At 49.2% G+C, this 24,552-nt stretch carries 25 protein-coding genes; 3 read left to right on the top strand and 22 right to left on the bottom strand.

Features of this window, described 5'->3' with window-relative positions; genetic code table 11:
- Positions 1-137: 137 nt before the first annotated feature.
- The gene (locus UL82_RS02000; protein WP_046438752.1) at positions 138-992 is read right to left on the bottom strand and encodes a sucrase ferredoxin; all 855 of its coding nucleotides are present in this window, start codon (positions 990-992) and stop codon (positions 138-140) included.
- Between the two features lie 254 nt (positions 993-1,246).
- Between UL82_RS02000 and UL82_RS01995 the strand changes: the two genes are divergently transcribed.
- Positions 1,247-1,909, top strand: coding sequence for an AMIN-like domain-containing (lipo)protein (locus UL82_RS01995; RefSeq protein ID WP_046438750.1), 663 nt, complete (start codon positions 1,247-1,249; stop codon positions 1,907-1,909).
- A 113-nt stretch (positions 1,910-2,022) separates the two neighbouring features.
- On the opposite strand, the gene UL82_RS01990 is transcribed toward UL82_RS01995, so the two are convergent.
- The 4 genes from UL82_RS01990 to guaB all read right to left on the bottom strand — a co-directional run bounded on the left by UL82_RS01990 (position 2,023) and on the right by guaB (position 7,319).
- Positions 2,023-2,487, bottom strand: coding sequence for an imm68 putative immunity domain-containing protein (locus UL82_RS01990; RefSeq protein WP_046438749.1), 465 nt, complete (start codon positions 2,485-2,487; stop codon positions 2,023-2,025).
- 144 nt (positions 2,488-2,631) lie between these two features.
- A complete protein-coding gene (gene guaA / locus UL82_RS01985; protein WP_046438747.1) occupies positions 2,632-4,197 on the bottom strand; it encodes a glutamine-hydrolyzing GMP synthase in 1,566 nt (521 codons plus the stop codon).
- A 314-nt stretch (positions 4,198-4,511) separates the two neighbouring features.
- Entirely contained in the window at positions 4,512-5,651 is a 1,140-nt protein-coding gene (locus UL82_RS01980) for a GuaB3 family IMP dehydrogenase-related protein (RefSeq protein ID WP_046438746.1), read from the bottom strand.
- A 147-nt stretch (positions 5,652-5,798) separates the two neighbouring features.
- A complete protein-coding gene (gene guaB / locus UL82_RS01975; protein ID WP_046438744.1) occupies positions 5,799-7,319 on the bottom strand; it encodes an IMP dehydrogenase in 1,521 nt (506 codons plus the stop codon).
- A gap of 326 nt (positions 7,320-7,645) precedes the next feature.
- Between guaB and UL82_RS01965 the strand changes: the two genes are divergently transcribed.
- Positions 7,646-7,999 carry a DUF5319 domain-containing protein gene (locus UL82_RS01965; RefSeq protein WP_046441075.1) on the top strand — a complete coding sequence of 118 codons (354 nt, stop codon included), beginning with the start codon at positions 7,646-7,648 and terminating at the stop codon, positions 7,997-7,999.
- A 122-nt stretch (positions 8,000-8,121) separates the two neighbouring features.
- On the opposite strand, the gene UL82_RS10560 is transcribed toward UL82_RS01965, so the two are convergent.
- The 11 genes from UL82_RS10560 to alr form a co-directional block, all read right to left on the bottom strand.
- The gene (locus UL82_RS10560) at positions 8,122-8,967 is read right to left on the bottom strand and encodes a hypothetical protein (protein ID WP_052735842.1); all 846 of its coding nucleotides are present in this window, start codon (positions 8,965-8,967) and stop codon (positions 8,122-8,124) included.
- A complete protein-coding gene (locus UL82_RS01955) occupies positions 8,967-9,533 on the bottom strand; it encodes a sigma-70 family RNA polymerase sigma factor (protein ID WP_046438741.1) in 567 nt (188 codons plus the stop codon). Before UL82_RS01955 ends, UL82_RS10560 begins: the two co-directional genes overlap by 1 nt.
- A gap of 389 nt (positions 9,534-9,922) precedes the next feature.
- Positions 9,923-11,536: a chaperonin GroEL gene (gene groL / locus UL82_RS01950; RefSeq protein ID WP_046438740.1), complete on the bottom strand. Its 1,614-nt coding sequence runs from the start codon at positions 11,534-11,536 to the stop codon at positions 9,923-9,925.
- Positions 11,537-11,555: 19 nt separating this feature from the next.
- Positions 11,556-11,852 (bottom strand): co-chaperone GroES, encoded by a 297-nt coding sequence (gene groES / locus UL82_RS01945; RefSeq protein WP_046438739.1) that lies wholly within the window; start codon positions 11,850-11,852, stop codon positions 11,556-11,558.
- Between the two features lie 179 nt (positions 11,853-12,031).
- Complete coding sequence (tsaD, locus tag UL82_RS01940; RefSeq protein ID WP_046438737.1) at positions 12,032-13,084, bottom strand: tRNA (adenosine(37)-N6)-threonylcarbamoyltransferase complex transferase subunit TsaD; 1,053 nt, start codon at positions 13,082-13,084, stop codon at positions 12,032-12,034.
- Positions 13,081-13,662 carry a GNAT family N-acetyltransferase gene (locus tag UL82_RS01935; protein WP_046438736.1) on the bottom strand — a complete coding sequence of 194 codons (582 nt, stop codon included), beginning with the start codon at positions 13,660-13,662 and terminating at the stop codon, positions 13,081-13,083. The genes tsaD and UL82_RS01935 overlap by 4 nt, the downstream gene beginning before the upstream one ends.
- Complete coding sequence (gene tsaB / locus UL82_RS01930) at positions 13,662-14,327, bottom strand: tRNA (adenosine(37)-N6)-threonylcarbamoyltransferase complex dimerization subunit type 1 TsaB (protein ID WP_046438735.1); 666 nt, start codon at positions 14,325-14,327, stop codon at positions 13,662-13,664. The genes UL82_RS01935 and tsaB overlap by 1 nt, the downstream gene beginning before the upstream one ends.
- Positions 14,328-14,421: 94 nt before the next feature.
- Positions 14,422-14,904, bottom strand: coding sequence for a hypothetical protein (locus UL82_RS01925; protein WP_052735841.1), 483 nt, complete (start codon positions 14,902-14,904; stop codon positions 14,422-14,424).
- 278 nt (positions 14,905-15,182) lie between these two features.
- Positions 15,183-16,787, bottom strand: a complete 1,605-nt coding sequence (locus tag UL82_RS01920) for an aspartate:alanine exchanger family transporter (RefSeq protein WP_046438733.1) — start codon at positions 16,785-16,787, stop codon at positions 15,183-15,185.
- 192 nt (positions 16,788-16,979) lie between these two features.
- Positions 16,980-17,483 carry a tRNA (adenosine(37)-N6)-threonylcarbamoyltransferase complex ATPase subunit type 1 TsaE gene (gene tsaE / locus UL82_RS01915; RefSeq protein WP_232009504.1) on the bottom strand — a complete coding sequence of 168 codons (504 nt, stop codon included), beginning with the start codon at positions 17,481-17,483 and terminating at the stop codon, positions 16,980-16,982.
- The gene (gene alr / locus UL82_RS01910) at positions 17,476-18,597 is read right to left on the bottom strand and encodes an alanine racemase (protein WP_046438731.1); all 1,122 of its coding nucleotides are present in this window, start codon (positions 18,595-18,597) and stop codon (positions 17,476-17,478) included. Before alr ends, tsaE begins: the two co-directional genes overlap by 8 nt.
- A 121-nt stretch (positions 18,598-18,718) precedes the next feature.
- Between alr and UL82_RS01905 the strand changes: the two genes are divergently transcribed.
- Positions 18,719-19,573: a poly(ethylene terephthalate) hydrolase family protein gene (locus tag UL82_RS01905; protein WP_046438729.1), complete on the top strand. Its 855-nt coding sequence runs from the start codon at positions 18,719-18,721 to the stop codon at positions 19,571-19,573.
- Positions 19,574-19,638: 65 nt separating this feature from the next.
- Here the strand turns inward: UL82_RS01905 and UL82_RS01900 are convergent, their stop codons facing one another.
- The 6 genes from UL82_RS01900 to rplM all read right to left on the bottom strand — a co-directional run bounded on the left by UL82_RS01900 (position 19,639) and on the right by rplM (position 24,544).
- Positions 19,639-19,932, bottom strand: a complete 294-nt coding sequence (locus UL82_RS01900) for a hypothetical protein (protein WP_046438728.1) — start codon at positions 19,930-19,932, stop codon at positions 19,639-19,641.
- Positions 19,932-21,464, bottom strand: a complete 1,533-nt coding sequence (locus UL82_RS01895) for a hypothetical protein (protein WP_046438726.1) — start codon at positions 21,462-21,464, stop codon at positions 19,932-19,934. Before UL82_RS01895 ends, UL82_RS01900 begins: the two co-directional genes overlap by 1 nt.
- Positions 21,461-21,760: a hypothetical protein gene (locus tag UL82_RS01890; RefSeq protein WP_046438725.1), complete on the bottom strand. Its 300-nt coding sequence runs from the start codon at positions 21,758-21,760 to the stop codon at positions 21,461-21,463. The genes UL82_RS01895 and UL82_RS01890 overlap by 4 nt, the downstream gene beginning before the upstream one ends.
- Before the next feature lie 245 nt (positions 21,761-22,005).
- A complete protein-coding gene (gene glmM, locus UL82_RS01885; RefSeq protein ID WP_046438724.1) occupies positions 22,006-23,349 on the bottom strand; it encodes a phosphoglucosamine mutase in 1,344 nt (447 codons plus the stop codon).
- A gap of 221 nt (positions 23,350-23,570) precedes the next feature.
- Positions 23,571-24,104 (bottom strand): 30S ribosomal protein S9, encoded by a 534-nt coding sequence (gene rpsI, locus UL82_RS01880; RefSeq protein ID WP_046438722.1) that lies wholly within the window; start codon positions 24,102-24,104, stop codon positions 23,571-23,573.
- Complete coding sequence (rplM, locus tag UL82_RS01875) at positions 24,101-24,544, bottom strand: 50S ribosomal protein L13 (protein ID WP_046438721.1); 444 nt, start codon at positions 24,542-24,544, stop codon at positions 24,101-24,103. Before rplM ends, rpsI begins: the two co-directional genes overlap by 4 nt.
- Positions 24,545-24,552: the final 8 nt, after the last annotated feature.

Below are 24,552 nucleotides of genomic sequence, written 5' to 3'. Positions count from 1 at the left end.
TTCTTGTGCTGCTGTTCACATTTGTTAGCAGGTATGTGCTAAAACAGCCCCCAAAACCCCAAAAATAGTATTTTCAGGTCAATCGAGAAGACCGAAAATGCTATTTTAGGGGTTTTCTTCTATCTCAACACAGATTATTACCCCAACCCTGTAATCGAGCGCGCCACCCATGCCTTACCAGGCTTCGGCGCTGTGCCACAGGATGCCAGCACATTATCTACCGCGATACGCTCAACCAAAACTTTCCACTGCCGACCATCAGTATGCGTCACGACGCTGTCTGCAACCGACAATTGCCCTAAGCTCAGCGCCTCACCGCGCTCAATTAATTGCTGTGCGACCGCAACTTCTGCTACTTGATCAGCTGGAGAATAGATACCACGACCACGCGCACCAGGAACATAAAACTGCCCTAGGTAGACAGTGCGATAAAGTTGCTTCGCTGCGTGCTCATTAAGCCGACCAAAAGCATAATTATGCGGCATCTGTACTAGCGCAGGAGCAAAGCGATGCCCTTTAGCATGTGAGCATTCCCAAATGTGGGCATGAGGGAACTCGTCGACAAGCGATTTTGCTATGGGAATTCCTTTAACTGCACAGCATATATCGCGTTTAGAGTGAGTACACACCAATAAGATGGGCTCGTCAAGCTTCGTAGCACCGCGCATATTATTTCGACCTGGACCGGTAAGATCTAGGGTGAGCAGGTCTTCGTAGCTGCGCACCGATAGTGTTTCTGCGATGCCAAGTTCACTAAAAATAAGATATGCGCGTTTGAGTTCACGCCGCATGCGTCCTATACGCCCAGGTTTGCGGATCAGATACAGCCCCGGTAATTTTTTCAATTCCGCAGTCAACTCTGGACTAAAAGTTCCACCGTCTAAGATGTCCTTACTCCATGGCCCGGGATGTTCAACAAGCACATAGGTGGTGCCGGTTTTTGCAGTACCGACAAGCGGTTCTATGCTGGAATCAGAACAAAAGGTGGTCATACGTTTTTATGCTAACCGCTACTAATCCTTCATACAGCACCAAGCTCACCCTGTCCGGCCAACTCCATGAAAACAATTCCGTGTTTAAAAGAAAAACAATCGTTTTCTGCTGGATCTGCTAGCTCAAAAATGCTAACGACGCTTGTGCACGCATTAACCACTAGAGGCTACTAGAAGCTACCAGCTTATTGCGATTTAACAACAATTTCACTGCCAGCTTTGTTATCTGCTCCAACAAAGTTACGGTTGTTCTTATGAATACTTTGAGTAACCCTTCTCGCCGCCTTGTTTGGCGTCTTACCGGTCTCATCGGTATTCCTACTTTGCTCCTCACCGCATGCGGCACCCATAGCAATCAGCCCAATATGGCCTCATTGAGCACACCAGCTACTACTATTTCTACTACCGCAACAGCAGCCTCGTCTGATACCAGCGAAGATAGTACTAGTAGCGAAAGCAAAGCAGGCATTTCTTCTCTCGGAAATATTTCCGCCGATGTACAGCAACAACAGCCCAGCGACGATGCCGAACTTGTAGTCACCGGAGTACGACTTGGCAATCATGGTTCCTTTGACCGCATCGTTTTCGATCTTAACGGAACCGGCACCCCAGGTTGGCGCACCGAGTACACCACCTCACCAACGCAACAAGGAAGTGGACTGCCCTTAGATTACACCGGAGTCAACGCCTTAAACGTTGACATCACTGGTACTCTATTACCTTTTGAACTTGGTCTTCCCGACCCACAGCTCGATACCATCAATGGCACCGGCAACCTTGTCACTGGCGTAACTTTTGGCGGCACTTTTGAGGGACGCTCACAGTTTGCTATCGGTATCAACAAACCCAATCTCGCCTATTCTGTACAAATACTTAGCAACCCCACTCGATTAGTCATCGACATTGTCAATTCCTAATTTTTAACCTGAGCTTTTCGACGACTCCCTTACCCTCTTGCAACTACAAACAAGAAGGGTAGAGAAATTCTTAAAGCCCAGGTTTTTCCTATCTAGTACGACTTGAAACTGCCTTAGTCAAGTTGTGCCCTGATCTCCTCGCAGAGATCACCGATGTCATACCAAACATCTGCGTCGAAACGCTCAGCAATTTCATGTTCTTCCGGAGAAAGCGCAAAATACTTTAAGGCAGTTGCCACCTGCGTATTTTCCTTCACCCCCATATCAATACGCATGACGCGCTGGTGACTACCACCTAGACGCGAAAGCTCAAAACCAGTATCTTTTTTCGAAGCCAGCGCCAAAACACTAAGATCCATAATGACTTGGAACGCAGAATCAAAATGAAAATCTGCTCCTGCTAAATGAGCATCCAACCCACCCGCAATATAATTACCAGCACGCTGATCAAGCCCCAGATCCACAAAAATCTTTTCCATAGCAAGCACCTCTACACCTGTGTGCTCAAGGTAACGAACCAACTCTGTGGACTCATCGGCAGCGCCAAAATATGTGCCCCAGTAGCGATCAATGATCATGTTCCCTACCCTAGGGCAATTTCATCGAAAAGATAACCCAAAAACACCCCAAAATAGCAAAAAGCACTTCTGCTCAAACTGCCCTAAAGGGAAAATGAACAAAAGTGCTATGCCAACCCTGGCACCTATAACGTTAGGGCCAGCTTATTCCCACTCGATTGTTCCTGGTGGCTTTGAGGTCACGTCAAGAACAACGCGGTTAACGTCTTTAACCTCATTGGTAATGCGGGTGGAGATCTTTTCTAGCACATCATAAGGAAGCCTGGTCCAGTCTGCGGTCATTGCATCTTCGCTAGATACCGGACGCAACACGATGGGATGCCCATAGGTACGGCCGTCTCCTTGCACGCCCACGGAGCGAACGTCGGCAAGCAAGACAACTGGGCACTGCCAAATATCGCCGTCTAGGCCAGCGTCGCTAAGCTCGGTGCGTGCGATAAGGTCAGCATGGCGCAGGGTCTCCAGGCGTTCCTCGGTGACTTCACCAATAATGCGAATGCCAAGGCCGGGGCCGGGAAATGGTTGACGGGCAACGATTTCCTCAGGTAGGCCAAGCTCACGGCCTACTGCCCGCACCTCGTCTTTAAACAGCAAGCGCAATGGTTCAACCAGCTGGAATTCAACATCGTCAGGCAGTCCGCCAACGTTATGGTGGCTCTTAATATTCGCAGTACCTGTCCCGCCGCCAGATTCCACTACATCAGGGTATAGGGTACCTTGCACCAGGAAATCAACTTTTTCACCAGCTAGCACGCCAGCAACTGCGCGTTCAAAAGAACGAATAAACTCCGCACCAATCGCTTTGCGCTTAGCTTCTGGATCAGTAACACCAGCTAATTTATTCAAAAATGCCGTACGTTCATCTGCCACTACCAGCTTTGCACCAGTCGAAGCCACGAAATCCTTTTCCACCTGCTCACGCTCGCCGGCACGCAATAGACCATGATCAACAAACACACAGGTCAAACGATCGCCAATTGCGCGTTGCACCAAAGCTGCGGCAACAGCAGAATCTACCCCACCAGATAGACCGCAAATCGCGCGTCCATCCTCGCCAATTTGCTGGCGCACGGCGTCGATAAGCTCCTCGGCGATATTAGCGGCCGTCCAATTCTGCTCCAGACCTGCAATCTCGGTTAAAAACCGTACTAGAACTTCCTGACCATGCGGGGAATGCAATACCTCAGGGTGATATTGCACACCAGCCATGCGCTTTTCGACGCACTCAAAAGCCGCCACCGGAGCACCAGCAGAACTTGCGGTGACCTCAAAACCAGCTGGTGCTTGTGAAACAGCATCACCGTGGCTCATCCACACCTTATGGGTCTGTTCAAAACCAGAATGCAACACACCAGAATGCACGTGCATATCAGTGCGCCCATATTCCCGGTTACCCGTGTTTGCAACGGTGCCACCTAGCACATGGGTCATAGTCTGGAAGCCGTAGCAAATACCAAAAACAGGTACGCCAAGTTCTAAAACTGCGGGATCTAAACTAGGAGCTCCTGGCTCATATACTGACGACGGTCCGCCAGAGAGCACAAGAGCAGCTGGATTTTTGGCCTTAATTTCTTCGGCACTAAGCGTATGCGGAACAACCTCGGAATAGATCTTCGCTTCACGCACACGTCGTGCAATAAGCTGCGCATACTGAGCGCCGAAGTCGACGACCAGCACCGGATTATGCTTGGTAGATGTCTGCTGAGTCACGTTCCATACCTTAGCTTATTAGCTAAACTAACTCACACTCTCTAGGGCAATTCGGGTCTCTAGACCCGAATTGCCCTAGGAGAAAATACCAAAAACAGTGCCATGCGTTACCTGCATGACACTGCCCTTATTATTTTTCTCATACCCCGTCATACACCGATAAGGCACACAATATGCTTTCGCATACGTTTAGTACCTCAACATCTTAAGGTGGGTGTATAACTTGGCTACTTACTTCAACAGCATTCGAAGCACACTAAGAAAGCTGAAAATAGTAAAAAGAACTTGTGCAGCCACGAAACTGCCCTAGGGGGTTAGTTGACAGTGATGTCTACTTTCTGGAACTGCTTCAATTCAGTAAAACCACACTTAGCCATTGCTCGCTTAAGTCCACCAACAATATTGGCTTCACCAAATGGGCTTGTTGAAGGTCCGTGCAAAATGGTTTCCAGGCTCGGCTGTTCGCCAGAAAAAGGCTCTGCTTTTGTAATCAAACCGCGCGGGAAACGTGGATGCGCCGCAGTAGACTCCCAATAGACTCCCTGGCCGGCAGCTTCTACAGCATTAGCTAGTGGTTCGCCAAGCACAACAGCATCAGCACCGCAGGCGATCGCCTTGACTACTTCGCCGGAAGTATTAATACTACCGTCAGCAATGATGTGTACATAGCGTCCACCGGTTTCATCCAAATAATCCCGGCGCGCGGCAGCTGCATCGGCAATGATAGTAGCCATGCCGGCGCCAATACCTAAGGCTAGGTTGTTAGTGGTATAGCCACTACCGACGATAACGCCAACCGCGCCAGCGCGCATCACATGTAAAGCAGTGGTGTAGTCGCTGACCCCACCGGCAATAACCGGCACTTCAAAGGAACGAATAAGTTCTTTAAGATTCATCGGCTCAGAATGTGCATCGACGTGTTCTGCCGAGATAATGGTGCCTTGAATAATAAGTAGTTCAACACCGGCTTTCACCAAAATCGGTGCTAGTTCGCGAGCATGCTGTGGGCTAACCCTAGCCGCAACAGTGGCACCAGAATCACGAACTTGCCCTATGCGTTGGGTCAGCAGGTCGGTATCAATAGGTGCCGAGTGTAGTTCCTGTAACTTTTTGGTGGTCAAACCCACGGTAAGTGGATCATACGCATCTGCAGTAAAGGTCTGAACAACTTCATTAATCGCTGCCTGAAGGTCCGCGTGCCTGCCCCATAGGCCTTCTGCGTTAATGACTGCTAGGCCACCTTGTTTATCCATTTCGATAATGAATTCTGGGCTAGCAAGTGCGTCTGTCGGGTGAGACAGAAACGGAAGCTGAAAGGTATAGGCGTCGATATGCCAGGTAGTATCCACATTTTTCGACGACCGGGTGCGACGCGCTGGTAAAACAGAAATGTCGCTCAGATGATAGGTGCGGCGAGCTTCTCGCCCTATGCCAATCTCGACATAATCGCGCACTTCGGCTCCTTAGTGTTTCGGGGAACAAACGCCACTCATCTTACCCGCAGGAACACACCCTAGGGCAAAAATGACCAAAGGTCGTGCCTACAAAAGTAGGACGCGACCTTGGTGTGGTAGGAGTACAACTCGTCGATAAGCGAATAATTAGTGGTAATTCGGTGCTTCGACGGTCTGCTGAATGTGGTGCGGATGTGATTCTTTCAGGCCAGCCGAGGTGATTTGGACAAAACGTGCTTTTTGCAGGTCAGTAATTGTTGCGGAACCGGTATAGCCCATCGCAGCACGTAACCCACCAACCAACTGGTGAGTAATTGCCTCAATCGAGCCACGGAAAGGCACGCGTCCTTCGATGCCTTCCGGAACCAGCTTATCCTCGTTTTTAACATCCGCTTGGAAATAACGATCCTTAGAATAAGAACGCTTCTCCCCGCTTAAACCGCGTCCCTGCATCGCCCCCATCGAACCCATGCCCCGGTAGCGCTTATACTGCTTTCCACCGACAACGATAGTATCGCCCGGTGCCTCAGCAGTACCAGCAAGCATGGATCCTAGCATCACCGAAGATGCACCAGCAGCTAGTGCCTTAGCAATATCACCTGAGAATTGCATACCACCGTCAGCAATAATCGGCACGCCTGCAGCATGTGCTGGTACTGAAGCTTCCATAATGGCGGTGATCTGTGGCGCGCCAACCCCGGCAACCACCCGGGTGGTACAAATAGAACCAGGGCCAATGCCTACCTTGATCGCATCGGCACCGGCTTCGATCATGGCTTTTGCTGCTGCTCGGGTGGCCAAGTTACCGCCGATAACGTCGATATGCTCGCCGAATTCTTTCTTTACCTTGGCAACCATCTCCAACACACCTCGAGAATGTGCATGTGCTGAATCCACCACAAGCACATCAACACCAGCATCAACAAGCGCATGAGCACGTGTCCACGATTCTTCACCAACGCCAATACCTGCGCCAACGAGAAGTCGCCCGGAAGCGTCTTTGGAGGCATAGGGATGCTGCTCGGTTTTAACGAAATCTTTTACGGTAATCAGCCCGGTAAGGATGCCCTCGTTGTTAACGATCGGTAGTTTTTCTACTTTATTGGCGCTGAGCAGATTCAGCGCCTGCTTTTTTGTTACCCCTTCATTGGCAACCACCAATGGCATTGGGGTCATAATTTCTGAGACTTTACGGCTATAGTCAGCCTCAAAACGCATATCTCGATTGGTGCAAATACCTAATAGACGACCGTCTTGATCAACGACGGGAAGACCAGAAATACGGAAACGCGCACACAAAGCATCTACTTCTGCGATCGTCATATCTGGGCGACAGGTAATGGGATCGGTAACCATACCAGATTCGGAACGTTTGACTGTTTCCACCTGGCTAGCTTGCTCTTCAATAGAAAGATTACGGTGCACAATACCCATGCCGCCCTCGCGTGCCATAGCAATTGCCATCCGCGACTCGGTCACAGTATCCATAGCAGCCGAAACCACTGGAATATTAAGACTAATGTTGCGAGTCAATTGGGTTTTGGTGGTCACATCAGAAGGGATCACATCCGAGGCATCCGGCAGCAAAAGCACGTCGTCAAAAGTAAGACCGACAAGCGCTACCTTGTTGGGATCGTCGCCACCAGTGGTCACTCGCGTAGAAGTCATTGAACATCCTCGGCTTTCAGGTTGAACTCAAGCCCCGGCCGCAGCGGGCTTATGACACTTCCGGCCAGGAAAGCATAAAAGATAATTACAAAACTTAAGGGCTTACGTAGGTTAGTGCAACTTTCCAGCAGTTTTTCTGTAATTTCCTCCTCAACATCCCATACCCAACCGGTAAGTGATACACACCATAGTTTTTGCTTTTCGACGCTTGCCCTAACGCTGCACCCGCCCTTAAAAACAATTCTTACCAAGGTGGACTAAAACTCATCTGGGGCTTGCTCGGATAGCTCTTTTCGCCCTAGGGTGAAAACGTGGACTTTTCTTCAATGCCTCGTGACCCTTTCGCTGATGATCCCAACGATCCAGCATTATTCCTCGATCCCGAGGAACCCATGCCCCCACTAAGCGAAGAAGACCGCGCCTATATTCTCCAAGACCTTGCCTTTGTCAAAGAATTCAAAGCACTTCTGGCCCCGCGTGGTATTCATGGCGTGACCTTCTTATGCAATGACTGTGAAGAACCGCACTATTACGACTGGGACATTATGGCAGAAAATATGATGGCCACCCTTGTTGGGGAACTCGGCCCCGTTCATGAGCCCAGCGCGCGACCAAATCCGAAGGCATATGTCACATGGGATTATTGCTGTGGGTATCTAGACGCCTCCCAATCCCCCTAGGGCAATTTCAGTATTTTTATGTGTCCTTGATCATAAGAAAAACGCTCAAATTAGTAATTTGAGCGTTTTTCTTATTAAATTTCACATGTTTTTTAACTCAACCAGGTCATTTCATTTTTGCCCTAGCGGCCGCCTAAATCTGGAATTTGAATAGGCAGCTGATCATTTGGCGATTCCGGTTCCGTGGCACTAGTACTAGTCGCAGTTTGTACTGGCGCAACCGCTGAATTGCTTGTCGAGGGCACTGGTGGTGCTACTGTCTGAGTCACAGTAACCACCACGTCGCTAGGAGCTACTGTATGCGTTACTGTTTCAGCGGGTTCAGTAACCGTAGTAGTTACTACTGATGGCCCGGTCTCCTGTACGGAACGCTGCTCAGAATCTTGTGCTTTATCGCCAGATTTTTCTATTGCAGGCATGGCTCGCTCATTGAGTTTTTCAACTGCTGCCTGGGCTCGCTCAATTGCGGCTTTAGCGCCTTCAACATCGCCGCTTTCATTGCGACTATTAGCTTCTTCTAGGGCAGAAGCAAGCTGTACGACGGCTTCTCGATCAGTACCAGTAAAAATCTGTTGTTTGAGTCCATAAAGCGCTGAATTTTCATCCGCGTTATAAATCATAGTTGCGCTACCGGTGATCATTAGGGTTGCAGCAGCTGCACCAACTAGACCGCTAGCGATTCGTCCACTCCAACCACGTCGGCGTTTATCTAAGGAGATAACGTTGGTGGCGGGAAAGCTGTCGTCATCAAGCCCAAGCTCGGTAAGGGTGGGTGCGGGGCTAGCAGCTGTGACCTCTTCGCGCAGGCCAAGCAATAGCCCAGCAAGTGGGTCGGTACCACCGGTGGGATCTTCGCCGCGGGCAAGCGCAGAAATGAGTACGTCATCAGCTTGAATATCGGTGAGATACTCCGAGCTGTCTTCGCCTTCACCATGCGGTAAATGATCGGCGTCGTAACGCTGCGCCATTACTGTTCTCTTTCCTGCTCAACAAGCTTGCGCAATTGGGAAAGCGCGCGATGCTGCGCCACCCGAACTGCCCCAGGGCTACTTCCAACAATTTCAGCAGTTTCTTCTGCTGAAAATCCAGCAAAAATCCTCAAAATAAGAATTTCGCGTGGTTTCTCATTAAGTGAATCGAGCAAAGTCCTAACTTTGTTACTTCCTTCACCGATGAGTGCGAATTCTTCGGGGGTGTCGCGGGTGATTTCAACATCTGGCACCTCGTCGGTCAGGTTCGTTTTATCCCGCGCAAAACTACGATGCGCATCGGTTACTTTATTCGATGCGATACCGTAAACAAAGGCCATAAACGGCCGACCTTGATCAACAAAATTAGTAATCGAGGTAGCTACCGCAAGACAGATTTCCTGCACAATATCTTCGGCAGTAGGGTGCTTACCTGTGCTTACTCGTGCTCGTACATAGCGCAGCACGGCAGGGTGGATAATTTCAATGATGCGCTGGAGTGCACGACGATCTCCCGCCGCAGCCGCAGGCACTAGACCTGCAAGCTCTTTTTCTTGCTCCGTCACACCAACTTACCTCTATCTCTTTCTGCCGCCAATAAAGACTTCTTTACTAGGCCACTGCTACCACTGCTCGTATTTTATAAACAACACAGCTTAAAAACACTCACTGCTGACTTAATGCTCACTTAATGCTGCAGCTTTAAGCCCTCAATTCTTTGCCGCACTCATGTTTATATTCCGCTCTGGCACGCGTTTTTAAAAGCGACAATCGACTGCTTAATATACTCTTCCGCTTTGTCACCAACCAATAATGCTTTAGCTAGTGAAAGTGGTTGGAAAAGAAAATGAGGGTCTGTACTACCTCAATGTACAAACCCTCATTTTGCCCTAGGGGGTTAACAACCTACTAATAAAACTCACCCTAGCTAATGCTCCTGAGCCAAAGAACACATTTAGTGCATATGACGTGGTGTTGGGGCGGCAGCTGGCTCAGCAGGTTTTTCTACCACAGATGCTTCTGTGGTTAAGACCATGCGGGCGACCGATGTTGCGTTAACCACAGCCGAGTGAGTGACCTTCACTGGGTCAATAATGCCTTGCTCAATCAGGTTGCCGTATTCCAAGCTAGCGGCGTTAAAACCGGATCCATTGTCTAGCTCAGCAACGCGTGCAACAACAACTGCACCATCAATACCAGCATTATCGGCAATCCAATAAGCAGGCTTAACCAGTGCCTTTGCTAGTGCTTTCACACCAACTTTAGCGTCGCCATCGAATTGCTCAGCAAAAGTGCCCAATTCCTCGGCAATTTGTACGAGCACTGACCCGCCACCGGCGATAATACCTTCCTGAGCGGCCGCGCGGGCAGCATTGATAGCGTCTTCGACGCGTAGTTTGCGCTCAGAAACCTCGGTTTCGGTAGCCGCGCCAACCTTGATAACTGCAACGCCACCAGAGAGTTTAGCCAAGCGTTCTTCGGCTTTTTCCTTATCCCAGCTGGAATCGGTAGTTTCAATTTCACGACGGATCTGCTGGCGACGGCTTTCTAGCTGCTCAGCAGTACCAGCTCCATCAACAATGATGGTTTCATCTTTGGTTACGGTAATCCGACGTGCAGAACCTAGTACTTCTAGACCAGCTTCATTGAGGTTAATCCCAACCTCGGGATCGATCACAGTAGCAGCAGTTACTACAGCAAGGTCGTCCATAAATGCTTTACGACGCTCACCAAAATATGGTGCTTTTACCGCTACGGCCTTGATGGTACGGCGAATAGAGTTAACCACCAGCGTTTGCAGTGGCTCACCATCAACATCTTCAGCAATAATCAGCAGTGATTTACCGGCCTCAACAACTTTTTCTAGCAGTGGGAGGAAATCCGGTAACGAAGAAATCTTGTTGCGTACCAAGAGTACGGCAGGATCTTCTAGAACTGCATGCTGGGTATCTGTATCGGTGATGAAATACGGTGACAGGTAGCCCTTGTCAAAGGAGACACCCTCGGTAACGTCTAGGTAGGACTCCATCGACTGAGATTCCTCGACTGTGACCACACCATCTTTGCCAACCTTTTCCATTGCAGCAGCAACCATCTCGCCAACAACCTCGTCGCGAGAAGAAACGGTGGCAACGTTAGCAATTTCTGCTGTCGAAGATACCTCTGCGGCACGTTGCTTAAGCTGCTCGACAACCTTTTCCGCTGCAGCAGCAATACCCCGGTTTAGCTCAATGGGGTTAGCACCGGCAGCGACATTGCGTAGACCTTCGGTAATGAGAGCTTGAGCTAGCAAGGTAGCGGTTGTGGTGCCATCACCGGCAATATCATTGGTTTTCACAGCGACGGACTTCACCAGCTGTGCGCCGAGATTCTCGAAGGGATCGGCAAGATCAATATCGCGGGCAATGGTTACGCCGTCGTTAGTAACTGTTGGTGAACCAAAGGCTTTTTCCAACACCACATTGCGACCACGTGGGCCAAGGGTAACCTTCACAGCGTCAGCGAGCGTGTCCACACCCTTAAGGATGCCTTCGCGGGCTTCCTGGTCGAATGCAATCAGCTTTGCCATAAAAAACGCCTCTTATTCTTTACTTTTCGATGATCGCAAGCACGTCGCGGGAGTTAAGCAGCAAGTACTCTTCACCGTTGTGCTTGATCTCGGTTCCGCCGTACTTAGAGAACATCACAACGTCGCCTACCTTGATATCCATAGGAACGCGGTCATCGCCATCGAAGCGGCCTGGGCCAGCTGCTACTACGGTGCCCTCTTGTGGCTTTTCCTTTGCGGAATCAGGAATAACCAGGCCAGAGGCGGTAGTTGCCTCAGCTTCGTTGATCTGGACGAGGACGCGGTCTTCCAAAGGCTTAATGTTGACGTTAGCCACGGTATTTTCCTTTCATAAAAGATTAACTACTTGTGCCAGTTGAATATCCAGCACAGCCGTCGTCGCGGGTGAACAACTGTGTGTTTGACAACCTACTAGCACTCTACCGAGCTAAGTGCTAACGCTCAACCTTGATTGCTAAAAGCAAACCTCACTACTAGTAAACGTCGAAAAGCACATTAAAGCGCATGCAAGAGTGGAACCTCCACTTCCAACGTGGTATCGGTTCCTACCCCATATCCCGACGGTTGCGCACCCTCATGAATTAATTGCGCCGCCACCGCTGCAATCATCACCCCATTATCGGTACATAATTTAAATCGAGGTACCAACAACTCAAAGCTTTTCGACGCACACCGCTTAGCCGCTAACTCACGCAGCCGCGAATTCGCCGCCACCCCACCACCTAAGAGCAACGTGTGCGCTCCAGTATCTTCCATAGCTCGAATCGCCTTCGCAGTAAGCACATCACACACGGCCTCTTGGAAGGACGCACAAATATCCTCAATATTAACTTGCTCACCACTGCGTTCCGCTTGCTCCACATACCGTGCAACCGCAGTTTTTAGCCCAGAAAAAGAGAAATCATGCCGGTGCGGGCCACGAATATCTTCAGGTTTACTCAACCCACGGGGAAATGAAATTGCCCTAGGGTTGCCCAAACAAGCCAACCGATCAATAACCGGCCCTCCGGGATAGCCCAAACCAAGCAACCGTGCCACCTTGTCATAAGCTTCTCCCGCGGCATCATCAAGGGTAGAACCCAACTCCCGCATTGGCTTTCCTACTGCGCTCACCTCTAATAACTGGGTATGCCCGCCTGAAACTAGTAGCGCAATACTATGACCTAATTGGTGGCCTTCTAGATTAGCCACCGCAACATGCCCACCTAAGTGGTTAACCCCATAAAACGGAACCCCCCAGGCTGCCGCATAAGCTTTTGCCGCCGACGCACCTACCAATAGGGCGCCTGCTAAACCAGGACCAACCGTTGCGGCCACGACATCGGGTTTTTCAATGCCAGCTTCTTTCAAAGCTTGGCGCATAACTGGCTGCATTGACTCTAAATGAGCTCGCGAGGCGATCTCAGGTACTACCCCACCAAAGCGTGCATGCTGATCCATTGAACTAGCCACCGCATCGGCAAGAATCTCCATGGAGCCATCTGCGCCGAGTTTAATCACCCCTACCCCAGTTTCATCGCAGGAGCTTTCCACGCCTAGAACAATCACGATTCTTCGCCTTTCGCTTGTTTCACGCCATGATCAGAGCGCACCATGATAAATGCATCGGCTCCCGAAGGCTGATAATAATTTTTCCGCACCCCGGTAACCTCAAAACCATATTTTCTATACAACGCAATCGCCGGCTCATTATCTGTACGCACTTCTAAAAACACCGGACCACCATACTTATCGACGATAAACATCAGGTTATCCATCAATGCGGTAGCAATGCCGCTACGCTGTGCACGTGGATCCACGCCAATAGTATGAATTTCAAATTCTGGGTCGTCGGCAGGGCCAAGCATCGCCAGCCCGGCATACCCTAGGGCAATTTCAGCATTTTCTGCTGGGATTTCTTCCCTATTTTTTATCTCTTCACCGGTTTTTTCCCCGGTATGCTTAGCAAACTCTGCGGTATCAGAATCTGCTTTTTGCCCTAGGGAGGCGATGAGATAAAAAGTATGCGCCTGCGCAAACTCCGCTAGAAAATCCTGTGCTGTCCACGGATTATCCCCTGGAAATAGGACGGCTTCTAATTCTGCTAGTCGCCATGCATCGGCGGTTATAGCCTGACGAATCTGCACTAGTGTTCTTTCCTCACAATGGCCGCACTCAACGGCTTTTTCGGAGACTCTTTCGCATCTGGGCGACGCAAATACAACGGTTCTAACGGCTGTGCGGTAGCGCTGAGATCAGCACAGGCGACCAAAAATTTAGGCAACGGTTTAAACTGAGAGTGCTTACGGCTGCGTAAATCGTCGCTAAGCCGACTATGTATCTGCTCTGGGATTGAAACCAGATCGACATCATGGATTGGTTGCACTTCTTCGGGCTTGATCACATCTGGACCACTGGTGCGCTGCCCGTTACGGTAGGTTGCATAATAAATTTCTTTGCGACGAGCATCACTTGCCACCAAAATGGCATTTTCAGTACTTTGCGCGGCCATCGCATCAAGGGAACAGACACCATGTACCGCTATCCCGAGTGCATCGCCAAACGCTGCCGCGGTTGCCATGCCTACGCGCAAACCAGTAAAAGGTCCAGGGCCTATGCCAACCACGATGGCAGAAATATCTGAGAATGCCAGGGCACTCTTTTCAAGCAATTCGATTGTTGTCGGCACCAAAAGAGCATTTTGGTCCCGACAGTTTTCGATAATTCGCTCACTAAGGGTTTCATTGTTCACCTCATTCACAAGGCCCACAATAAGGTCTGGGGTCGAGGAGTCAATTGCAAGAACAGCCACGTCGAACAAGCGTAGTCGGCGAAAAAGAAAACCCGAAAATACACAAACTCCTAGGGCAATTTTAAAATTGCCCTAGGAGGAAAAAGCTATGGTGCTAGCTGTTTAAGAACCACGTACCGGTGGCTGGATCTTTCACAAATGGTGTGAGCTGGTAAGCATCAATGACCCCGGTCTGTGCAGACTTGCACACATTGATATCGTCGATCGCAAAGCGATCAAACAAGATGCTTCCATCCTGATTTGCTACCAACAAGTAATTGTAGCCAGCTGGAACACCTGTCGACGGTAAATGCATCTCGGAAGCATCAATGCCTAACCGTGAGCTAATGCCTTGCTCTGTTTCCCCAGGACACACTGGGGCAGCGGCGGTATATTCAAGCCCATAGACATCTGCTAGGGCCACTGCTGTGATATTAAGTCCGTTGGCATCAATTCCGGACAGTTTTTGTTCAAGTTTGCCTTGTTGTTCGGCAAGTGCAGTGTTGTTTGCTGATGCTGCAACTACTGCAACAATAACAACAAGAAACAGTGCGATCGCTCCAAAGACGATTGGCTTAGATTTTGCTCCGAGTTCCATACTGAATTGTTCTCCTGGAAGTACTGGGTTCAACCCGACTAGGTTGTGAGTCTTAGCCCCTAAGCCTACAAGCACACCACCTACCAACAACAAGTACTAGGGCAATATGGCTTGCGATCTAGAGCACACTTTATGCGCCAAAACTGCCCAAAATAGTATTTTGGGCAGTTTTTCTTAAGCAAATTTTAGTTATAAATAACTCTCAAGACCGCTTGAGTACATCCCAGCTACACATGCACAACTAGGATTCATCTCACATTTAGAATTCCAAAATTGCCCTAGAGGAGGATGAGCAGCATGAGCTGGCAGAGCAGAATCTTTGCGATCATCGCCACCGGATAGACCGTGGCATAACCACGCGTGGCTAAATCAGTTCCAGTCTGACCATTGAGATAAGAAATAATTGCGGGGTTGGTTGTAGCACCTGCGGCAACACCCATCGCCTCATCCCACTTCATTTTAAACATGCCCATGCATACAACCGCGCAAATAATAGGTGAAATCACCGTAATAATAAAACCGGTAATCAAAATATTTATTGATGCTGGATCTACAAGTGCAGACTTAAAACCCGCACCGGCAGAAGTACCCACGCCGGCTAAAAAGATCGCTAAGCCAAAAGTACTCATGGTACGGCTGGCATGATATGGCAACTGCCAGTGCACCCTACCGGAACGGTTCAATGCACCGAGTACCAAGCCGGCAATAATTGGTCCTCCGCCAAAGCCTAAGGTTAATGTGCTGCCATTAGGTAACGGAATTGGGATGATACCAATAAGCAAACCCATCAATAATCCTAAGACAAAAGGAAAAAGATCAAGATCAGCAAGCGTTTTCTCGGAGTCGCCAAGATAGCGACGCACTTCGTTCATGCGGTTCGGGGCCGCAATAACGCGCACGCGATCAGAATAGGCCAGAACATCATCGGGTTCCGGAACGACATCGGAGTCGCCGCGTCGTAAGCGCGCGATAATGAAACCAGAGTTAATGGTGTCGAGCTCACTGATCTTGCGTCCGACAACATTTTTAGAACTGACCGTAAAGCGTCGATAGTCTAAATCGGTTCCTTCTATTCTCACCTGATGAGGTTTGCCTAAAAATGTGATTGCTTTTTCCAGCGCATCAGGGGTGCCGTTAATGACTAACACCATGCCTTCATGCAGACGATCGGTCGGTGCAGCAAGCGAATGATCATTATCTTCATGCACGATGCGAGTAGCAATAATCTCAGCCCCAGTTAATTCTGGCAGTTGCGCTATTGTTCCGCTAATTCCTGGACCAATGCGCACACCCTGCCACTGCAACGGCGCGGTAATAATGCCCTCGTCCTGGGCATCTTTAACGTGATCAACTTTAAATAGCTTAGCGCCAATTGCCGCAACCAAAATCGAGCCAAGCACAGCACCGGGATACGCCAATGAATAGCCCACTACTGGTTCACCAACTCGTGCGGGATCAATATCTTCTAGCACCGCGACAATAGCAGCCATACCTGGTGTCGAAGTTAAAGCGCCGGCGAACATACCCGAGCCAAGAGTTGCCGATAGTCCAAAGGCTTTACTTAGTGCCACAGCTAGCGCCATCATTGCGACTAGCAAAAGAAACATAAAAACGCTGAGCTTCCAGCCGCGCGTGCGAAATTCCGCAAAAAAGTCACTACCGGCGGTCAAACCTATCGCATACACGAACATCGCCAAACCCAACTGAAAAATCAGGCTAGGCAGCTTAATATCAGGATTAATCGTCGAAAGCCCAAGAGCAACAAAAAGTACCGCTGCCGCCCCCAGGGATAGACCAAAAATTTTTATCTTCCCCACAAGCAGACCGATCGCAAGGATCAGTACCAAAGTGAGTAAGGGTTGGGTTGCAAGATAGTCCAACATGCTTTTCCTTGTTTTACACATCCTGCTTTTCGACGTTTGCCACGAGCAGGTTCATAGCAGTGCCTTGCGCGCCACACAACCACACCACACAATGTTGTTTTATTTCCGATTATGCGTCTTATTGTGACAATTTTGGTAAGAAAAAACAATAGCTCTGATCAAAATCACTCATCGTGTGCTAAGGGGGAAAACTCACTTTTGCTCGACTAGCTGCCAACTAATAAATCGTGCTTCTGAGTCTGGGTCTGCTAACACCGCAGTTGTACGATCAAAAGAAACCACAATATATTGTTCCGCAATATTTTCCACCAGGCCACCACCCCACTCTGCAACCACAACCGCTTGATCAAGCTCAGTATCAAGATCTAAAGAATCCAGTGCTGCTAGCGCATCTGCACCAGATTGCACGTGATCATCTTCGCCTAATAAACGATAGGCATCAACATGAATCAGCGAAGGGCCGTCGACAAGCGAACGATGCACCCGGGCAATGGTAAAAGTCGGCGAAGTCACCCGACCTTTAACCTGCATACCGCGTGCAATACCCTGAGTAAAAGTGGTTTTTCCAGCCCCCAGTGGCCCATCTAAAATGACCACATCACCCGCACGAAGAACCCGACCAAATTGCTCGCCTAGTGCTTGAGTATCAACGGCATGCTCTAATCTAGCGCTGCCTGATTCTAAGAACTTATCCACGTGCATCTCCCTCATATACTCGCTGTGTTCGCCCTTTAGGCAAACAAATGGTCTCATAATTGATGGTGTTTAACCGAGCTGCCCATTCATCAGCACTCATACCCCCGGCACCAAAAATAATCGCTTCATCACCAGCTACAACCCCATGTTCATTTTGCCCTAGGGAAATAACGAACTGATCCATACAAATCCGCCCCACTTGCTGGTAGCGACGCCCGCCAATAGTCACCTCAATTGTCGACTGGGCTAAACGCGGTACCCCATCGGCATAGCCAGCCGGAATGATCGCAATAAAACCCGCTTCCGGGGCACGCCAACTGCGCCCATAACTAGTTGACTCCCCCGCTGCAATAGGTTTGACCACCCCTACCCGAGATACCCAACTCAACGCCGGACTCAACGCCGGACTCAAGGCCGGACGGAAAAGATCATTTCTGCCCGCAATAGGATCCAAACCATATAAACTCAAGCCCGGACGCACCATATCGTAATGAGTATCTGGTCTAGTCAACATCGCTGCCGAATTAGCCAAATGATTGTTGGAAAGTTCCAACCCACATTCTCTTCCTAGGGCAATTCCACGCTCAAAATTGTATTTTTGATAATCCGTGTAATCATCTGTTGGATCATCAGCAACTGCAAGATGACTAAACATACCAGTCACATGCACATGCGCTGCTGAGGCTAGAAGTTCAAAGGTCTTTATCCAATCACACTCATCCAACCCAGAGCGATGCAACCCGGTATCAATTTTTATCGCTGTGTGTACCGGATGAGGTTGGTTAACCAACGCCAAGGCATGTTCATAAGATACGACAGCTAATGCAATATCATTCAAAATAGCATTTTCGAGGTTTTCTTCCGGGCGCCAAATCCAACACAAAATCGGCTGGGTGATTCCGAGTTCACGTAACTGGCAGGCTTCACTAATCGTCGCAACGCCAAATTCATCTGCGCCGTGCTCGGCCATAACTGGCGCGACTTTTTCCACACCATGGTTATAGCCATCTGCTTTGACCACACACATGAGCTTTGCGGGTGCGACGAGCTGCTTAATCGCAGCCGTGTTGTGAGCAATCGCCGCCAAGTCAATTCGTGTTTCAAGCACATTCATGTCACATATTGTGCCACTTTCTTAGCGCAATCCTTCCCCTAGGGCAGTTTGAGATATTTTTGGCTCGACTTTGTCGCATTACCTAGCTGCCATTGCGCAGTTTCTACTATCCTTAATTAACGTGGCTGAAAAACTTTCGAAACACCTGTCCAAGCTATCTAAACGTGGCCCTCATCGTGTGTTGGTCGGCTCGCTGGATTATGCCGGTTTGCCAGGCAAAATTTATACCCCAAGTACTGGTAATGGCATCCCAGCCATTGCGTTTGGGCATGATTGGCTAAAAGACATTTCGAAATACCATGCCACTCTGCGCCACTTTGCTAGTTGGGGAATTGCTGTTGCCGCGCCTAATACTGAGCGCACATTAAGCCCAAACCATCGTGGTTTTGCCGCCGATTTGGAAAGCTGTCTACAAATTTTGGCTAGCGTCAAACTAGGTACCGGTCAAGTTGTGGTCTCCCCACAACGCCTAGGATTAGTGGGCCATGGTATGGGTGCATCGGCAGCTGTTTTAGCCGCAGCTTCTAGGCCAGGATTAAAAGGAGTAGCTGCGCTTTATCCTTCGCAATCCACTCCGCCAGCAACGACTGCAGCTACTGCTATCACCGCACCCGGTCTAGTACTTGGTATGGATGAAAATCCTATTTTCGACTATGGCAATCCCGCTGAAATCGCCGCGCAATGGGGCGGAATCTGCGCCTACCGGGAGATCGAAGGGGCAACCCATCATAGCCTTACTGAGGACACGCTTTTTAAAATGCTTACTGGTGCTGGGCGCACAAAAGCTAAACATCACGAACTTATTCGTGGGCTAGTTACTGGTTTCTTGCTTGCCACGCTTGGCGACGAAAAGAAATACTCTGCCTTTGCTCAACGCGATGCAGTAGCAAAGAAAGTTGTTTCTTTCTCTGGTTCCGAACTAGCAGAAAAAGCCACACAATTATCTACCCAAAAAATCCCAGGACTATCTAAATAAAACCTACTAGTTAATGCATACTGACCAAGATGGCCAGTATGCACTAACTAGCTACTCACACTTAATTAAATCTGCTTTAAAATTCCACGCACCCCACGCGGTCGTCGCCGTGTGTGCACCATAGTCGCAGCAACTGCTTCAGCAACGTCATTTTCACACCGCGTATAGTCCATAGTCGCTGCTAAGTCATTGTTTACAGCACTACGCTGCCTAGATTTTTTGGTTTTTTCAGTTTTTTCTGCGATTGATTCTTCGACTTCCTTCTTGGTCAATCGGGCTTGATCGAGTGCTCGCTCAAATGCGGCAACTCGCTGCTCGGTTTGTTTTCTAAAGCGCTCGATAAACTCTTCGTATTCCATTACCAGCCTCCAGCTTTATGTACACTCATTGGCGATTGCGCGGAATGTGCAGATGCTTTCTCATTCGGTGCTGGCTGAAGCTGCACTTCTGTTTGAGATAAATAGCCTGGCTTAATTTTTTCTGCCGGAGGTTCTTCTACTGCAACTTCCACCGGCGAAGTTGTGTGCTCGGTAGGCGAGGTTATTTCTACTTTTGTATCCGCTTGCCCAGATATATCAGCATTAACTTCAACACCTGTGCTTATAGCAGCATCAATATGAGCAGCTAACTCTGCTTGAATCTGTATCCACCACTGTTGTGCTTGTTCAACTAACCAAGCTATCCCTAAAGCTGCAATACCAACGCCTAATGCACCAAGTACTCCGCAAGCGTTCAGTGCGCATTGCGTATCCTTGTGTGACCCAGAAGTATTCTTTGATGAAGTTTTATTTTTTATCCCACAACGTGACTTATCCTGTGAGTTTTTTGTCTGACACTCTGATTTTCTCGTGCGTTCTGCTTTACTTTCTGCCCTGGTATCTGGTCGAGTTTTTGTTGTGCGATCATATTCTGGCCGACTTTTTTCCAACCGACTGCTGCGAAGACCTGAATGCGTACTGTTTCTACTCCTTGCACCATGAGTTGTTCCCTGGGACGCAACAGGGGTAGTGATACTACCAGCTGGCATCGGTTGAACTACCTGTGGAGCAGCAGGCTGTGCAGCACTTATGCCTGCTGAGGCACTTGCGCTAGGAGTTGGGTTGGTTGCTGTTCCCACTGAACTAGGGATACTTGGAATGCTTCCCCCACCTGAGCTGCCGCCGCTGCTAGCTGGGCTGCTACTTGGTTTTCTAGAAAATTCTTCACAGGCAGCTGGAACACTAGGTTCTGGGCACTCACAACGTTTTTCGGTGTTCTCACATAGTAGGGAAAAACATGATCCTAGGGCCTCATCACGATCTTTGCCTAACCCAGCTAAAATACTCATGAGCTCCTGAATAAGCTTCGCCCCGGCGGTTACTAGCTGAGAAAACTCCTCAGGAAACTTTTCTTTGTCTATGCTTTTTAGTAATTCAGCAATATCGCCAATAATCTCTACTAACTGTTTTGCTAAATTGATACTTGAGTCATCAATCATGATCTCAATTTCTTCGATTCCTTTAGTTGCCTTCGAAGTATCCTCTTCTGTTTCATCGCTACCACTAAGGAAATCTTTTGCATGGCCTAAAAGACCGGTTATCCACTCTGAGAGCAGTCCGCCAAATAACCCACCTAAAATTCCTTTGCCGGTGCTAGTAAAAATAGAAAACAACCAGTCAAGTGCGGATTTACCACGGGATTTACGTGCTGCATCACGAATCGCTTCCGAATCTAGTCCCTGTGTGGAACGCAGTAAATTATCAAGTTCTGCTAACCCGGAACCTGGGCCTAGATAATGCCCATCTGAAGCATCAACCAACATGCTTACTGCTTGACGCACATGTTCAAGAGCAAAAATAAGCGGCCGGTTAACCGCGCCCTTAGGCGGCGTTGAAACACCTGGTATTTTCATGAGATTTCTCCCAACTTACGAGCAAAATCACGATCTTGTTCCGATAGCTCTTCAACATTGCGTATTCCGGTACGCAGCGCCGCGATTAATTGTTCATAACGTCGAGTGGTGCGTTCGTGGTGACATCGATAGTAAATGTTTAGTTTCTGACCAAATTCTTGAAAATCGCGTCCGCACTGGCTAGGTGTTAATTCAGGGCTGCTGGATATATGAATCTGCAACTGCTTTTCTGCCTCGCTGAGCATTGCACGCAATTGTTCCTGCGCCTCTTTCACATTAAGCGAAATAAAACTCATCTTTTGCTCCTTTGTTGTTCCACAAAGACTGTGTCCGTCACAGAGCTAAGACGATTTTTTAGCCACGATTCTTACATCGAAGACTGAAAAAGTAGAAACCCCGTTAAAAAACCTCATTTCGAGGGTAGAAAGCAGTCTAAAACTCGCTTTTCGACGCTTATTTACCCCGCAAATACAAAAACCTGCCCGAAGGCAGGTTTTCAATGCACAAGAACAGTCGTCGATAAGCAAAAGTCGAAATTGCCCTAGACTTTAGCCACTACCGCTGCAAGATCAGCTGCTATCCGACGCGCAGTTTCTCCCTCACCGGCTTCAACCATTACCCGGAAAAGCTCTTCGGTACCCGATGCTCGCAAAAGCACCCGGCCCCGGTTTCCTAATTCGGTTTCTGCTTCTTCAATCGCAGCAACTACCGTTGGGTGTGTTTCAATGACCGTTTTATCTGACACTGGAACATTAATAAGCACCTGCGGCAGCACTGTCATTGCACTTGCTAAAGAACGCAAGGAAACCCCAGTTTCTGCCATGCGGCTCATAAGCGCTAACCCAGTCAGCGTGCCATCACCAGTAGTTCCATAATCAGGCAGCACAATGTGCCCAGATTGTTCCCCACCAAGGCTATACCCACCGGCGTTAAGGTCTTCTAGCACATACCGGTCACCGACTTTTGTGGTACGAAGCGTAATACCAGCTTCTTCCATAGCCAGACGCAAGCCCAAATTACTCATAACTGTTGCCACGAGGGTGGATTTACGTAATTCGCCATTATCTCGCATAGCAATCGCTAAAATTGCCATAATTTGATCGCCGTCGACGATAGCACCTTGAGAATCAACAGCTAGGCACCGATCCGCATCACCATCATGGGCAAGCCCAAGATCAGCACCATGTTCTAGTACTGCTTGGCGCACCTGCTCAATATGCGTCGAACCACAATTATCGTTGATGTTATATGCATTAGGTTTGTTATGAATAGCAATAACCTCTGCCCCAGCAGCAGCATAGGCTAGTGGTGCGACTTCACTAGCAGCACCATTAGCACAATCTACTACTACCTTAATCCCGCTTAAATCACGAGGCATAGCACGAGCAAGATGCTCTAAATAGTGCTGTTGGGCATCGGTTGCTTCCTCAATCACTCGACCAATACCATGCCCGGTAGGACCAGTTTCATCAAGCGATTCCATCGCCTTTTCAATCTCATCTTCAACCGAATCTGGTAATTTATGTCCGCCTTTAGAAAAAAACTTAATTCCGTTATCAGGCATCGGATTATGTGATGCAGAAATCACCACTCCCATGTCTGCGCCATAAAAATCGGTCAAATATGCCACTGCTGGAGTTGGTAGTACTCCCACGCGCAACACATCAACACCACGACTAGACATGCCAGCAGCTAATGCGGCAGCGAGCATCTCCCCAGATACCCGCGGATCGCGACCAACAACTGCTACCGGTCGTCTACTCGACGAACGATGATCAGCAGTAAGAACATGAGCAGCAGCGGCACCTAATTGCAGTGCTAGCGACGCAGTAAGTTTTCTATTGGCTAAGCCGCGAACGCCATCAGTGCCGAATAAACGAGACATTTCGGTGGATTTTCCTTTCCATTTTCCTAGCCTATGACTTTAGTGCACCACACCCCCCTTAGGGCAGTTTGGGCACAAGCACAGCTAGTGAGCTGTATTAAAACACCAGCGAAACTAAGAAAATTGTTCAGATCTTTTCCTGTCTTTTCCTGAAATTGCCCTAGGAATACAAAAGCCGCTTTTTGAAAATATCAAAAAGCGGCTTTCGTAAAGCGAAAAGATTAACGCTTGGAGTACTGCGGTGCACGACGTGCCTTGTGCAGACCAGCCTTCTTGCGCTCGACGGCACGAGCGTCACGAGTAAGGAAGCCAGCCTTCTTCAGGGCAGCGCGATCAGAGTTGTTGTAAACGTTGAGCGCACGTGCGATAGCAAGACGGAATGCGCCTGCCTGACCGGTTGGACCGCCACCACGTAGGTTAGCGTGGATGTCGAACTGACCATCACGATCGATAAGTACCAATGGTGCCTTAATAAGCTGCTGGTGCAACTTATTAGGGAAGTACTCTTCTAGTGGACGACCATTGCAGATGATCTTGCCTTCACCCTCAACCATACGAACACGTACGATAGCGCGCTTACGACGACCAACAGTCTGAATAGGACCTTCGTGGTAAACAGGAGCGACAGGCTCAACCTCAGCTTCAACAGCAATGCTGTCGCCGATGGTGTTGGTGAACTCTTCAGTAGCAGCAACAGCAGCTGCGATATCTGCAGCGTCAGCCTCGAAGTTCTCGGTTACGTTCTGATCGGTCACTGTGCCACCTGCTTGATCTCGTAGGTCTCAGGCTTCTGAGAAGCGTATGGGTGTTCGGAACCGGCAAATACGTGCAGCTTCTTTACTGACGCACGGCTTAGACGGTTATGTGGCATCATGCCACGAATAGATTCCTCGATAACACGCTCTGGGTGCAGCTCTAGAGAGCGACCAAGAGTCAGAGTCTTCAGGCCACCTGGGTAGCCAGAGTGACGGTAGCGGAACTCGCGCTCACGCTTGTTGGAGGAAACGTGGATTTTGTCAGCGTTGATCACGATAACATGGTCACCGCAGTCAACGTTAGGTGCGAACTGTGGCTTGCCCTTGCCGCGCAACAAATTAGCTGCGTGGGTTGCAAGACGGCCCAGAACCACGTCGGTGGCGTCGATGACGTACCACTTGCGGGTAATGTCACCGTCCTTTGGGTGGTAAGTAGACACTGTGACTC

Origin of the sequence: Corynebacterium kutscheri, assembly GCF_000980835.1 — a bacterium.
In the GTDB taxonomy this organism is placed as follows: Bacteria; Actinomycetota; Actinomycetes; order Mycobacteriales; family Mycobacteriaceae; genus Corynebacterium; species Corynebacterium kutscheri.
This window is presented reverse-complemented; position numbering and strand designations above follow the sequence as displayed.

Bases quoted from the DNA above. Each gene is read 5' to 3' on its own strand.
- glmM (WP_046438724.1), bottom strand. From the start codon at position 23,349: ATGTCTCGTTTATTCGGCACTGATGGCGTTCGCGGCTTAGCCAATAGA.
- UL82_RS01920 (WP_046438733.1), bottom strand. From the start codon at position 16,787: ATGTTGGACTATCTTGCAACCCAACCCTTACTCACTTTGGTACTGATC.
- UL82_RS01895 (WP_046438726.1), bottom strand. From the start codon at position 21,464: ATGAAAATACCAGGTGTTTCAACGCCGCCTAAGGGCGCGGTTAACCGG.
- guaB (WP_046438744.1), bottom strand. From the start codon at position 7,319: ATGACTTCTACGCGAGTGACCACTGGTGGCGACGATCCCAACAAGGTA.
- UL82_RS01995 (WP_046438750.1), top strand. From the start codon at position 1,247: ATGAATACTTTGAGTAACCCTTCTCGCCGCCTTGTTTGGCGTCTTACC.
- UL82_RS01900 (WP_046438728.1), bottom strand. From the start codon at position 19,932: ATGGAATACGAAGAGTTTATCGAGCGCTTTAGAAAACAAACCGAGCAG.
- UL82_RS02000 (WP_046438752.1), bottom strand. From the start codon at position 992: ATGACCACCTTTTGTTCTGATTCCAGCATAGAACCGCTTGTCGGTACT.
- alr (WP_046438731.1), bottom strand. From the start codon at position 18,597: ATGAATGTGCTTGAAACACGAATTGACTTGGCGGCGATTGCTCACAAC.
- UL82_RS01890 (WP_046438725.1), bottom strand. From the start codon at position 21,760: ATGAGTTTTATTTCGCTTAATGTGAAAGAGGCGCAGGAACAATTGCGT.
- groL (WP_046438740.1), bottom strand. From the start codon at position 11,536: ATGGCAAAGCTGATTGCATTCGACCAGGAAGCCCGCGAAGGCATCCTT.
- UL82_RS01925 (WP_052735841.1), bottom strand. From the start codon at position 14,904: ATGGAACTCGGAGCAAAATCTAAGCCAATCGTCTTTGGAGCGATCGCA.
- UL82_RS01965 (WP_046441075.1), top strand. From the start codon at position 7,646: ATGCCTCGTGACCCTTTCGCTGATGATCCCAACGATCCAGCATTATTC.
- UL82_RS01990 (WP_046438749.1), bottom strand. From the start codon at position 2,487: ATGATCATTGATCGCTACTGGGGCACATATTTTGGCGCTGCCGATGAG.
- UL82_RS10560 (WP_052735842.1), bottom strand. From the start codon at position 8,967: ATGGCGCAGCGTTACGACGCCGATCATTTACCGCATGGTGAAGGCGAA.